The sequence below is a fragment of the Pseudomonas sp. A genome (assembly GCF_056270345.1).
Window position 1 is genome coordinate 5,251,956 of the sequence record NZ_CM149873.1, and the last position, 13,463, is coordinate 5,265,418.

General features: G+C 63.6%; 7 protein-coding genes, 1 tRNA gene and 2 pseudogenes. 6 read left to right on the forward strand and 4 right to left on the reverse strand.

Going from position 1 to position 13,463, the window contains the following annotated elements:
* Positions 1 to 181 precede the first annotated feature (181 nt).
* A complete protein-coding gene (locus tag AC0MAZ_RS23350; RefSeq protein ID WP_475859359.1) occupies positions 182 to 1,693 on the reverse strand; it encodes a YdgA family protein in 1,512 nt (503 codons plus the stop codon).
* Positions 1,694 to 2,120: 427 nt separating this feature from the next.
* Here AC0MAZ_RS23350 and AC0MAZ_RS23355 point away from each other — a divergent pair, with 427 nt between their 5' ends.
* From AC0MAZ_RS23355 to AC0MAZ_RS23380, 6 genes and pseudogenes are all read left to right on the forward strand, one after another.
* A complete protein-coding gene (locus tag AC0MAZ_RS23355) occupies positions 2,121 to 3,473 on the forward strand; it encodes an APC family permease (RefSeq protein ID WP_110739270.1) in 1,353 nt (450 codons plus the stop codon).
* Between the two features lie 275 nt (positions 3,474 to 3,748).
* Positions 3,749 to 4,750, forward strand: a pseudogene (locus AC0MAZ_RS23360) (PDC sensor domain-containing protein); the annotation flags it as partial.
* 399 nt (positions 4,751 to 5,149) lie between these two features.
* A pseudogene (locus tag AC0MAZ_RS23365) lies at positions 5,150 to 5,656 on the forward strand (methyl-accepting chemotaxis protein); the annotation flags it as partial.
* Positions 5,657 to 6,682: 1,026 nt separating this feature from the next.
* A complete protein-coding gene (locus AC0MAZ_RS23370) occupies positions 6,683 to 8,452 on the forward strand; it encodes a phosphoethanolamine transferase CptA (protein ID WP_254463902.1) in 1,770 nt (589 codons plus the stop codon).
* Positions 8,453 to 8,938: 486 nt separating this feature from the next.
* Complete coding sequence (locus tag AC0MAZ_RS23375) at positions 8,939 to 10,492, forward strand: amino acid permease (RefSeq protein ID WP_203651272.1); 1,554 nt, start codon at positions 8,939 to 8,941, stop codon at positions 10,490 to 10,492.
* Between the two features lie 53 nt (positions 10,493 to 10,545).
* Positions 10,546 to 11,832, forward strand: coding sequence for an NAD(P)/FAD-dependent oxidoreductase (locus tag AC0MAZ_RS23380; RefSeq protein ID WP_475859361.1), 1,287 nt, complete (start codon positions 10,546 to 10,548; stop codon positions 11,830 to 11,832).
* A gap of 71 nt (positions 11,833 to 11,903) precedes the next feature.
* Here the strand turns inward: AC0MAZ_RS23380 and AC0MAZ_RS23385 are convergent.
* The 3 genes from AC0MAZ_RS23385 to queE all read right to left on the reverse strand — a co-directional run bounded on the left by AC0MAZ_RS23385 (position 11,904) and on the right by queE (position 13,376).
* A tRNA-Lys gene (locus AC0MAZ_RS23385) sits at positions 11,904 to 11,979 on the reverse strand.
* 61 nt (positions 11,980 to 12,040) lie between these two features.
* Positions 12,041 to 12,715, reverse strand: a complete 675-nt coding sequence (queC, locus tag AC0MAZ_RS23390; RefSeq protein ID WP_475859363.1) for a 7-cyano-7-deazaguanine synthase QueC — start codon at positions 12,713 to 12,715, stop codon at positions 12,041 to 12,043.
* A 13-nt stretch (positions 12,716 to 12,728) separates the two neighbouring features.
* On the reverse strand, positions 12,729 to 13,376 hold the full coding sequence (gene queE, locus AC0MAZ_RS23395) for a 7-carboxy-7-deazaguanine synthase QueE (protein WP_475859365.1): 648 nt from the start codon (positions 13,374 to 13,376) through the stop codon (positions 12,729 to 12,731).
* Positions 13,377 to 13,463 lie beyond the last annotated feature (87 nt).

Genomic DNA, 13,463 nt, shown 5'->3' on the forward strand with positions numbered 1-13,463 from the left:
TCTGCGGGCGCGGATTCTTATCGGACGCGAAGGCTACAGGCAATCGGAGGGATGCAAAAGGGGTTTTTGCGTTGGCCGCCCCAATGCAGTCGCGGGGCAAGCCCGCTCCCACGAAGCCATCCAGTTCATGGCGACTTCGTGGGAGCGGGCTTGCCCCGCGAAAGGGACCGCGAGCCAGCAATCAGCCCTGCGGCTGGAGTGCCGCCAGGTGGCCGCTGATCAGCATGGCGAACTCTTCGACGGTCATCTTCTTGCCGTTGAAGTCGACCATGCCGTCGGCGTATTGCAGGCTCGACACCACATCACTGCCCTGCACCGTGGCCATGCCGCTCTGCAGCGCCATCATGCCGACCATCTCACCGGCCTGGCTGGACTGCTGGGCGATGGCCTGGGCATCGGTCTCGCCCTCGAGCAGCGCCTGCAAGGTGGCCAGGTCGGCGACCATCGGCTTGGAAACGCTGAGCTTGGCCTTCAGTTGCGTCAGCAGCTGCTTGCCCAACTGGTCAGGCGGCAGGTCGAACGAGCTCGGGCTGGCAAAATCCATCGCCAGATTGAAGTGGCTCTCGCCATTGGCGGTCTTGAACGCCAGCTTCTCCACCGCCACCTGCGGCTTGGCCACCAGCAGCTTCTGCAGGTCGCCCTGGACCTTGGCCTGCTCCTCGGGGCTCATCTCCAGCGCTGGAGCCTCGCCATCAGCGGCGGCCTGCTGCATCTGCGGCAGCTGGGTCTGGTACCACTCCATCAGCGCCTGCATGGCCGGAATGTCGATGGACTTCATGGTCAGGACCATCTCTGCGCTGCCCACCTTGCGGCCGGCGTAGCTGATGTCGTCGACCTTGTATTCCAGGCGCCCGGCCAGCTTGTCCTTGGCCTCGCCCTCGGCGTTGTACAAGTTGTTCTGCTGCAGGCCCTTGAGCACCAGCACTTCCTGCTTCGGCCCGAAGGTCACCTGGGTGTCGGCCAGGGCCAGGTCGAAGTTGCCGACATAGACCATGTCGTGGGCGGTCTCAGTGAGCTTGCCACCGGCCTTGAAGCCGTTGAGCAGGATCTTCACCGGCGCCTGCTGCTCGTCGACGAAGTTCAGCTCGAGGTGCTCGGCGCTGCTGTGGATCTCCACTGCCTTGCCTTCGCGGTCGCCGCGCAGCGCGAGCTGCAGGCCGGAGAAGTCCAGGACATTGCCGCCGTCCTCTTTGAGCGTGACTGGCGCCAGGCGGATGTCGCTGTCGACGCTGCCGCCATAGCCGAGGCTGACCTGGGCGGTGACCGGCGGCTTGTCGCCGGCGGCGGCGAACCAACCGCTGGTGAAGTCATCCTTGTCCAGCGTGCTGTTGCTGGTGGCCATGACCGGCATCAACTTGAAGGCCTTGACCCGCGACCAGGGGAACGGGCCGTGCTCGATCTGGTCGGTCACGCCCACCTGGAAGTTCAATGCCTCGGCTTCGCCGAGCTGCACATTCTCGGCCTTCAGGCGGTAGTGCGCGGTGCTGGTGAAGAAGTGCTGGTCCAGCGAGACCAGCTCGATGGTCATGCTGCCGCCGTTGCCGGCCAGGGCTTTCTTCAGCTCTTCGTTGCCGCGGGCGACGGAACGCTCCAGCTCCGCGGGCAACTGCTTGCCGGTGTACCAGGCGCCAGCGGTGGTTGCGACGGCGATGGCCACGGCCAGACCGGAAAGGATGCCTACTGATTTCTTCATGAATAGAACCGATTGCTGTCCATAAGGAGGTCGTTTGAGCGGTCCACGGAAACGAGGCCGCACGCAGATGGCAAGAATACCATTGGCACCCGGCCCACGCGGTAATGCGTGAGGCATTTTGTGTGTCGACGCACAGCCGGGCACTTGGTTTGCCAAAGAAAAATTGTCAATTTTTACGAACATCAAAATCGACTTACGATCTGCTCAATCGGCCAAAAGCAATGCATAACGGCCAAATAAACCGATTCACCTTCCATCCACTTGGCACTCTGTCATGTTTAACTTGACACTCAAACGACCATCGTTGTTTATTTCGCGCACCCCGCAGCTCCAACATAAAAGGTGAACAACATGGAGCCCATCCGCTCGACCTTGTCGTGCCCGTCATACGCCGTGCCCGTTGTTTCGATCAAGGAGCAGCGCCCGCATGCAGCCTGACCACAGCGCCCCCGGCAACGCCCAATTCCGCAAGTCCCTGCGTCTCTGGCATGTGGTGATCATCGGCCTGGCCTACCTCACCCCGATGACCGTGTTCGACACCTTCGGCATCGTCTCCGGCATCACCGCCGGGCACGTGCCCAGCGCCTACCTCCTGGCCCTGGCCGGTATCCTGTTCACCGCCGTGAGCTACGGCACCCTGGTGCGGCGCTTCCCGCAATCGGGCTCGGCCTATACCTACACCCAGCGCGCCATCAACCCGCACGTGGGCTTCCTGGTGGGCTGGTCGTCGCTGCTGGACTACCTGCTGCTGCCCATGGTCAACGCGCTGCTGGCCAAGCTCTACCTCTCGGCGATGTTCCCCGAGGTGCCGGCCTGGGTGTGGGTGGCCGGCTTCGTCACCCTGATCAGCCTGATCAACATGCGCAGCGTCAACCTGGTGGCGCACTTCAACCTGTTGTTCGTCGCCGTGCAGGTGGCGATCATCGGTGTATTCATCTACCTGTGCTGGCGTGGCCTGGACCACGGCGAAGGGCTGGGCACCGCCTGGAGCCTGGTACCGTTCGCCGACGACCAGACCCAGTTCGCCGCCCTGGCCGCCGGCGCGACCATCCTGTGCTTCTCGTTCCTGGGCTTCGACGCGGTGACCTGCCTGTCGGAAGAGACTCGCGACCCGGGCAAGACCATCCCGCGGGCGATCTTCCTCACCGCGCTGATCGGCGGCGTGGTGTTCATCGGCGTGTCCTACTTCATCCAGGCCTACTTCCCGACCATGGCGCGCTTCCATGACCAGGAAGCGGCCCTGCCGGAAATCGCCCTGTACGTCGGCGGCAAGCTGTTCCAATCGGTGTTCATCGCCTGCACGGTGATCAACACCATCGCCTCGGGCCTGGCCTCGCAGACCAGCGTGTCGCGCCTGCTATACGTGATGGGCCGCGACAACGTGATCCCGGCCGGGGTATTCGCCCGCCTGCACCCGCGCTACAAGACCCCGGTGCTGAACATTGCCGTGGTCGGCCTGATCTCGCTGTCGGCGATCTTCTTCGACCTGGTCACCGCCACCTCGGTGATCAACTTCGGCGCGCTGGTGGCCTTCAGCTTCGTCAACCTGTCGGTGATCAACCACTGCTACATCCGCGAGGGCCGGAACAAGGGCCTGACGAACAACCTCAAGTATCTGGTGGCGCCGACGATAGGCTTCTGCATCATCGTCTCGCTGTGGCTGGACCTGAACGAACACTCGTTGTTGTTCGGCGGTGTCTGGGCCCTGCTTGGCGTGCTCTACCTGGCCTGGCTGACCAAGGCCTTCAGGGTAGCGCCACCGAACTGCATCGCCGACTGACCCCGCCGACGCCCGCCTGACCGCGGGCGTCCTGTTTGCCCGAGAAGGAAAAGCCCATGTTGCTGCGCCGTCTCTCCATCCAGTGGAAGATCACCCTGCTTGCCGGCCTGTGCCTGCTGGCCATCGTCGCCCTGCTGGTGGCCACCTCGCTCACCCAGGCCCGGCGCAGCGCCGAGCAGGTGTTCCAGGCCAACACCGAGCTGCTCGACCACAGCGCCCGCCTGCGCCTGCAGGCCCACGGCGAGACCCAGGCCCTGCGTATCCAGCGCTACTTCATGGACGCCTACCAGTACGGCAACGGCTTCGCCCGCCTGGTGCAGGCGCTCAAGGCCCGCGGCGGCGCCGACCTGCGCGCGGAACTCAGCCGCGAGGCGCGCGCCGCCCTGGCTGGCAACGCCGACCTGATCGGCCTGTACCTGGTATTCCAGCCCAACGCCCTGGACCAGCAGGACGCTCGCTTCGTCGGCCAGGTCGACAACGGCAGCAACGACAGCGGCCGCTTCTCCCTGTACTGGTCGCAGCCCGGCACCGGCAACCTCGAGATGGAGGCGATGCCCGAGTCGATGCTCGCCGACACCAGCATCGGCGCCAACGGTTCGCCCTACAACCGCTGGCTGACCTGCCCGCTGGAGACCGCCAAGGCCTGTGTGCTCGACCCGTACTTCGACGAGGTCAACGGCCACCAGGTGCTGATGACCAGCATCGCCCTGCCGCTGCTGGAAAACGGCAAGGTGGTGGGCGTGGTCGGCCTGGACATCGGCCTGGACAATCTGCAGCGACTGAGCCTGGCCGGCCGCCAGGAGCTGTTCGATGGCCAGGGCCAGGTCAGCATCGTCAGCCCTTCAGGCCTGCTCGCCGGCCACAGCCAGGACGCCAGCCAGCTGAGCAAGACCGTGCAGCAGGCCTTCGGCGCCAGCGCCGCCGCCCTGGCCGACTCGCTGCGCGCCGGGCAGGCGGTCGAGCGTCTGGACGGCGGCACCATGCGCATTTCCCGGCCTTTCGCCCCGACCCCCGGCGCGGCGCCGTGGCAGGTCCTGCTCGAGCTGCCCGAACAGGTGCTGCAGGCCCCCGCCGTCGCCCTCAACCAACGCCTGGACAGCCAGAACCAGAGCGCCAACCTGGTCAGCCTGCTGATCGGCCTGGGCGCTGCCGTGCTGGGGCTGCTGCTGGTGTGGCTGACCGCCCGTGGCGTGACCCGGCCGATCCTGGCCGTGGCCGCGCGCCTGAAGGACATTGCCAGTGGCGAAGGCGACCTGACCCGGCGCCTGGACTACGCCCGCAACGACGAACTGGGCCAGCTGACCGGCTGGTTCAACCGTTTCCTCGACAAGCTCCAGCCGGTGATCGCCCAGCTCAAGGGCTCCTTGCAGGAGGCCCGCGGCACCGCCGACCAGTCGGCGCTGATCGCCAGCCAGACCAGTGACGGCATGCAGCTACAGCACCGCGAGATCGAGCAGGTGGCCACCGCCGCCAACGAGATGAGCGCCACAGCCCACGACGTCGCCCACAATGCCGCCCAGGCGGCACAAGCGGCGCGCGGCGCCGACCAGGCAACCCGTGATGGCCTGGCGCGAGTGTCCGCCACCCGCGAGGCGATCGGCGAGCTGGCCGGCGGCATGAATGCGGCCATGGACGAGGCCCGCGCCCTGGAAAGCCGTGGCGAGCAGATCGGCTCGGTGCTCGAGGTGATTCGCGCCATCGCCGAGCAGACCAACCTGCTGGCGCTCAACGCCGCCATCGAGGCTGCCCGCGCGGGCGAAGCCGGGCGTGGTTTCGCGGTGGTCGCTGACGAGGTGCGCAACCTGGCCCAGCGTACGCAGGTCTCGGTGGAGGAGATCCGCCAGGTGATCGAGGGGCTGCAACAAGGTACCCAGGACGTGGTCGGCGCGATGCACGCCGGCCAGCGTCAGGCCCAGGACAGCGCCGCGCAGATGGAGCAGACGTTGCCGGCACTGCAGCGGATCGGCGAGGCGGTGGCGGTGATCACCGACATGAACCTGCAGATCGCCTCGGCGGCCGAGGAACAGAGCGCCGTGGCCGAGGAGGTCAACCGTAACGTGGCGGGGATACGTGATGTGACCGAGTCGTTGGCAGGTCAGGCCGACGAATCGGCGAGGATCAGCCAGGCACTGAACCGTTTGGCCAACCAGCAGCAGGTATTGATGGAGCAGTTCCGAGTGTAGCCGTTGGTTGATCTTGATCTTGATCTTGATCGCAAGGTTAACCCCTTCCCCACTAGCGACAGCTGCGTCAGCCCAGGCGCCGCCCGTAACTTCGCGACTTCAGGAGGCCGAACGCAGGCCTTGCGAAGGGAGGTGACGGGCATGGATGCCCGTCAAGCGCTGGGGCCCAGGATGGGCCCTGCAGCGCGGCCCTCCCGGGAGCAAGGCCGGAGTGAGGGTACCCGGAGCGAAGCGTAGGGCCGGATGAATGGAGCGAGGATTTTTTGGTTCCTTTTTGATCCTTCAAAAAGGAACTCGCCGTAAGGGCGAAAAGGTGACTATGCGTCGACATCGCAAATGAATGCACTTACAACTATTAAAACCGACGCCGACCGCATTTGACTTTGACTTTGACTTTGACTTTGACTTTGACTTTGACTTTGACTTTGACTTTGACTTTGACTTTGACTTTGACTTTGACTTTGACTTTGACTTTGACTTTTAAATAGTCTGTTTTGAAATCTATATGCGCATTCATTTGCGATGGTGACGCATAGTCACCTTTCCGCCCTTACGGCGGGTCCCTTTTTGAAGGATCAAAAAGGAACCAAAAAATCCTCGCTCCATCATCCGGCCCCTACGCTTCGCTCCGGGGTTCCCTCGCTCCGTTCTTGCTCCCGGGAGGACCGCGCTGAACGCCCCATCCTGGGGCGCAGCGCTTGACGGGCATCCATGCCCGTCACCTCCCTTCGCAAGAACTCCGCTCGGCCTCCTGAAGTCGCAATTGGTGTTGCCTGATCTACCGCGCGCTTAGAAGCAAAAGCAAACAGCAACTACAAGAGCGAACAACAAGAGCGAACAACAAGAGCGAACAACAAGAGCGAACAACAAGAGCGAACAACAAGAGCGAACAACAAGAGCAAGTTACTTGTATCTCACTCGTCGGTCTCTCCGGGACTTTCATGAATTGTTGACGATCTTTTCACGCTCCCCCCTTTAGCGTCGCCTGCCAACCGATCCGGCAGGCAACCGCTCTCTGAGGCACACGTGTCCCGTACAACTCCCCCCGCTAGCAAATCCATCGACTGGTCTGGCCTCGGCTGGCTCCTGCTGTTCTTCTGGTACTTCTCCGGCGTCACCCAGGCCCTGCTGCTGTTCAGCGGCACCACCGGCTTTGCCGGCTTTCGCGACGCCTTGTTCCTCAGCAGCCTGTGGCTGGCCCCAGTACTGCTGCTGCCACGCCTGACCCGCCCCCTCGCCGCGCTGATCGGGCTGGTGTTGTGGGCCAGCTCGCTGGTCGGCCTGAGCTATTTCGGCATCTACCGCCAGGAGTTCTCGCAAAGCGTCATCTTCGTGATGTTCGAGTCCAACACCGCCGAAGCCGGGGAATACTTCAGCCAGTACTTCAGTATCTGGCTGTGCCTGGGGCTGCTGCTCTACAGCGCGATCGCCGTGCTGCTGTGGCGACGCATACGCCCGGTCACCCTGCCACGGTACAGCCGCCTGCCGGTGGTCGTCCTGTTGCTGACAGCGACCCTGGGCTACCCGTTCTACAAACAGATGGTCTCCCAGCAACGCAGCTTCGCCGACGCCCAGGAAAAGGTCGAACAGCGCATGGCGGCCGCGGTGCCCTGGCAACTGGTGGTCGGCTACCGGCAGTACCGCCAGCAGCTCGACAACATGCAGGCCCTGCTGGAACAGAATGCCGCCCTGCCGCCGCTGCAGGACCTCAAGGACAACAGCGGCGACGCGCCGCGCACCCTGGTGCTGGTACTGGGTGAGTCCACCACCCGCGAACACATGCACCTGTACGGCTACAACCGCGACACCACACCGAACCTCGATGCCCTGGCCGCCCGCGACAAGGGCCTCACCGTGTTCCGCAACGTCGTCTCGCCACGCCCGTACACCATCGAGGTGATGCAGCAGATCCTCACCTTCGGCGATCAACAGCACCCCGACCGCTTCCTCACCGATCCATCGCTGATCAACCTGATGAAACAGGCCGGCTACAAGACCTTCTGGATCACCAACCAGCAGACGATGACCAAGCGCAACACCATGCTCACCACCTTCTCGCAGCAGACGGACGTGCCGGTCTACCTGAACAACCAGCGCAACCAGAACGCCAGCCAGTACGACAGCGTGGTGCTGGAGCCCTTCGAAAAAGCCCTGCAGGACCCGGCCGGCAAGAAGCTGATCATCGTCCACCTGCTCGGCACGCACATGGATTACCGCTACCGCTATCCGGCCGGTTTCGACCACTTCAAGGACAACACCGGCGCGCCGGCGGCGCTGTCCCCCGACCAGGTACGAACCTACAACTTCTATGACAACGCCGTGCGCTACAACGACTTCGTCGTGTCCGACCTGATCAAGCGCTATTCGGCCAGCACACCGAACGGCTTCCTGCTGTACCTCTCCGACCATGGCGAGGACGTCTACAGCTCCGGCAATCATGATCGCCTCGGCCGCAACGAGGCCGCCCCGACCCGGCCGATGTACACCATCCCCTTCCTGCTCTGGACCTCGCCCAGCTGGCAGGCGGGGCACCCGCGCGACCTGCAGTCGATGACCAACCGCCCCTATAGCAGCGCACACCTGATCCACACCCTGTCCGACCTGGCGGGCCTGAGCTACGACCGCTACGAGCCGGCCAAGAGCCTGGTCAACGAAGCGTTCACCGCCAGCCCACGCTGGATCGGCGACCCGTACGCGAAAAACGGGCTGCACGCGTTCGACAACCTGCCCGACACCCGGGCGAAACAGCAACAGCGGACCGCCAGCAGCAGCACGGTTCGCCCTGACGAAGGCTGACAGCCCGCGACAAGGCCGCCCCTCACACCAGTCCCTCCGCTTGAAGGGACACGCCCCCCCAAGAACCGATATCTGGCCCCCAGGTATCGGTTTTTTGCTGCATCAATGATGAATAAATTTCTGCCATATTGTTTCGTACATTTCATGACAATTACAAAACGACAATATTCCACTCCACAATGACGTCAATACACCCCAGTAATCATGGGCAATTCAAATGAGTACGTGCAAACACCCGCATTGGCACATCATCAAAACGACGAAATCAAACATTCCAAAACGGAATGATGTAGCAACTAATTGTCGTTTGTTGCGAACACCTTTCAACGCCAATACTGATTTCAATCAATGCAATCGCGACCGCCGCGGCACTGGAGAAGCCGCCGGCCGACCGGCGCCCAAACCGCGCCCGTCAACTGCAACTGGAAGTGGTCAGATCACAACAAAAACAACAACTCACCCGAATGCAGATCCAATAGGTTGCCCATGACCCATTCGAACAACAACGCAAGTTTGACTGCCGCAACCCCGCCTTCCGGACACCTCAAACGCACGCTCACCAGCCGCCACCTGAACATGATCGCCATCGGCGGCTCCATCGGCACCGGCCTGTTCGTCTCCTCCGGCGCCACCATCGCCCAATCCGGCCCCGGCGGCGCGCTGCTGGCCTTCGCGGTGATCGGCCTGATGGTCTACTTCCTGATGACCAGCCTCGGCGAAATGGCCGCGTGCATGCCGGTCAGCGGCTCGTTCTCCACCTATGCCTCGCGCTACGTCGAAGAAAGCTTCGGCTTCGCCCTGGGCTGGAACTACTGGTACTCCTGGGCCGTGACCATCGCCGTGGACCTGGTGGCCGTGCAGATCATCATGCTCTACTGGTTCCCGGACACCCCCGGGGTGATCTGGAGCGCGGCCTTCCTGGTACTGCTGTTCGCCCTCAACGTCGCCTCGGTGCGCTTCTTCGGCGAGGCCGAGTTCTGGTTCGCCCTGATCAAGGTCATCACCATCATCATCTTCATCGCCGTGGGCGTGCTGATGCTGCTGGGCATCCTCGAAGGCGGCCAGGACGGCGGCGCCCATCTCTGGCAGATCGGCGACGCGCCCATCGCCGGCGGCCTGCCAGCGCTGATCGGCGTGGCGATGATCGTCGGCTTCTCGTTCCAGGGCACCGAGTTCGTGGGCATCGCCGCCGGCGAAACGGAAAACCCGGGGCGCAATATTCCCAAGGCCGTACGCCAGATCTTCTGGCGCATCCTGCTGTTCTACGTGCTGACCATCGTCGTGATCGGCCTGCTGATCCCCTACACCGACCCACGGCTGCTCAAGGACGGACTGTCGGACGTCACCATTAGCCCGTTCACCCTGATCTTCACCAAGGCCGACATGCTTGCCGCCGCCGCCGTGATGAACGCGGTGATCCTGACCTCGGTGCTGTCCGCCGGCAACTCGGGCATGTACGCCTCCTCGCGCATGCTCTACAGCCTGGCACTGGAGCGCAAGGCGCCGGCCATCTTCGCCAGGGTAACTCGCAGCGGCACGCCGGTCTGGGCGCTGCTGGCCACCGCCGCAGTCGCCGGCCTGTGCCTGCTGAGCTTCCTGTTCAGCCCCGGCAAGCTCTACCTGTGGCTACTGAACACCTCCGGCATGCTTGGCTTCATCGCCTGGCTGGGTATCGCGATCAGCCATTACCGCTTCCGCCGCGGCTACCTGTTCCATGGCAACGACCTGGCGAAACTGCCGTATGTGTCGAAGTACTTCCCGTTCGGCCCACTGTTCGCCTTCGGCCTGTGCATGGTGGTGATGCTCGGACAGAACTACCAGGCATTCATCGGCGGGCAGATCGACTGGATCGGCGCCTTCGCCACCTACGTCGGTCTGGTGCTGTTCGTGGTGGTCTGGTTCGGGCACAAGCTGATGACAGGTTCCAGGGTGGTGCGCTACAGGGAAATGGACTTCTCCAGCATCGAGATGCGCAAGGCCGAACGCAGCAAGGCAGAGCCCGCCGGCGATGCGCTCGCAGCCAGCCAGCAGCCCGCCTGAACACTCCATTGGCGGACCCGCTCCGGTCCGCCCATCACTGCTCCGGGACCCTGATGAACAGCACCTTCGACTCCTACTACGAAGCCACCGCCAGCAGAACCTTCTACCCCGCCCAAAGCGGCCGCACCGATACCCGCGTATGCATCCTCGGTGGCGGCCTGGCCGGCCTGTCGACCGCGATCGGGCTTGCCGAGCGCGGGGTGAGCGATGTGACACTCCTTGAGTCGCAACGTGTCGGCCATGGCGCCTCGGGACGCAACGGCGGCTTTGTCTTCGGCGGCTACAGCCTCGGCAACGCCGACCTGCTGTCGGCGCTGGGCGCCAACGAGGCCCGCAAGCTGTATCGGCTGACACTCGACGCCGTCGACCTGATCCGCGAACGCACCCGCCGCTACACCATCGACTGCGACCTGGTCGACCAGGGCGTGATCCTCGCCAACTGGTTCAACGACCCGTCGCGCCTGGAGAAACCGCGCCAGCTGATGAAGCAGGCCTATGGCGTCGACTGGGAATACATCGCACCCGGAGACCTGAAGGAACAGCTCAGGACCGAGCGCTATTACGGCGGGTTGCTGGAGCGCAACGCCTTCCACTTCCACCCGCTCAAGTACGTCTGCGGCCTCGCCCAGGCCGCGTCCCAGGCCGGGGTGACGATCTTTGAGCAGTCGCCGGTGACCGGCATCGAGAAGAAGGCCGGCGGCTACATCGTGCGCACCGGCCAGGGCGAAGTCCATGCCGAGGAGGTGGTGTTCAGCGCAGGGGGCTATGCCCGCGGCGTCTACGCCCCAATCGAACGCGCCGTTCTGCCGATCGCCACCTACGTGGTGACCACCCCACCACTGGGCGATCGCCTGTCGGACGCCATCAACTGCCAGTCAGCCATCTACGACACACGCTTCGCCTTCGATTACTACCGCCCGCTGAAAGACACCCGAATTCTCTGGGGGGGACGCATCTCCATTCTCGATCGCGGGCCGCAGGCCATCGCCAGGCTGCTCAAGGCCGACCTGGCAAGCGTCTACCCGCAACTCGAGGACGTGGAATTGGAGTATTCCTGGGGCGGCCTGATGAGCTACGGACGCCACCAGATGGCGCAGATCGGCCAGGACGACAATGGCATCTGGCACGCGGTTGGCTTCGGCGGCCACGGCATGGCCCCGACCACGGTCGCCGGCGAAGTGCTGGCGGACGCCATCGCCCGTCGCCTGCCGATCCCGAGCGGTTTCAGCCAGTTCGGCCTCGACCGTACCTTCGGCCTGGCCGGCCTGGTGGCCGCGCAGGCCACCTACACTGCCTACCAGGCGCGTGATGCCTTCGATGCGCGGCGGTTGAATCGTTGACAGTGGGCCAGGGCACTTTTCGACAGGCATGAAAAAGCCCGCCATGAAGGCGGGCTCTTTCGTACTGCATATGGTGGGTCGTGTAGGATTCGAACCTACGACCAATTGGTTAAAAGCCAACTGCTCTACCAACTGAGCTAACGACCCGTTGGATGGCGCGTATATTACTGATTTCTCAGAGGAAATCAACACCCCATCGCGAAATTTTTCAAAAATACCGGGTGGGGTCCTCTATGCCGGCCGCCTTGAAGCCGTCGGCACGCAGACGGCAGCTGTCGCACTTGCCGCAGGCACGCCCGTCGTCATCAGCCTGGTAGCAGGAGACGGTCAGGCTGTAGTCCACGCCACGGGCGATGCCCGCCTGGACGATCTGCGCCTTGCTCAGGTTCTGCAACGGCGCCTGGATACGGAAGCCCTGCCCTTCCACACCGGCCTTGGTGGCCAGGTTGGCCATGCGCTCGAAGGCCTCGACGAATTCCGGGCGGCAGTCCGGATAACCGGAGTAGTCCACGGCGTTGACACCAATGAAGATGTCACGGGCTTCGAGCACCTCCGCCCAGCCCAGGGCCAGGGACAGGAACACGGTGTTGCGGGCCGGCACGTAGGTGACCGGAATCCCCTCGCTCGGCGCCTCGGGCACATCGATGCTGCTGTCGGTCAGGGCCGAGCCACCGATGCCGTCGAGGTTCAGGCCGATCACCTTGTGTTCGATCACGCCCAGGTCACGGGCCACCCGCGCTGCGGCATTGAGCTCGGCGCGGTGGCGCTGGCCGTAGTCGAAGCTCATGGTGTAGCACTGGTAGCCGTCGGCCTTGGCCATGGCCACCACGGTGGCCGAGTCCAGGCCACCGGACAGCAGGATTACCGCGCGTTTGTCAGTCATGTCTTTTTTCTCCTCAACGTCCGGGTTCGTCGTTCCACAGCAGCTTGTGCAGCTGCAGCTGGAAACGCACGGGCAGGTTGTCGGCGACGATCCAGTCGGCCAGGTCGGTGGAGCTCACCTGATGGTGGCTGGGCGAGAACAGCACTTCCCCGGCGCGCTCGGCCAGGTTGTACTGAATCAGCTTGGAAACCGCCCAATCGTAGTCCTCGCGGGAACAGATGACGAACTTGACCTGGTCATTGCCGGTCAGCAGCTCGATGTTCTCGTAGCGGTTGCGATGGGACTCTTCCGAGCCTGGGGTCTTGAGGTCGACCACGCGGCTGACCCGGGTGTCGACACCACTGATATCGAGGGCGCCGCTGGTTTCCAGCGACACGTCGTAACCGGCATCGCACAGGCGCTGCAGCAACGACAGCGCATTGGGCTGAGCCAGTGGCTCGCCACCGGTCACGCAGACGTAGCGCGGCCTGAAGCCGGCAACCTGCTCGAGGATCGAATCGAGGGTGCGAATAGTGCCGCCACTGAAGGCGTAGGCACTGTCGCAGTACTGGCAGCGCAGGGGGCAACCGGTCAGGCGCACGAAAACCGTGGGCAGCCCGGCCGTTCGCGTTTCACCCTGCAACGAGTAAAACACTTCGGTGATGCGTAATGTGTCTTGCATGATCGCCACGGGCGTGACAGCTGAACAGGCTGTCCGCCTCCGTCAGGCACTGTCGCGGACTCGACATGGCGTTATCCGCGGCAGCGT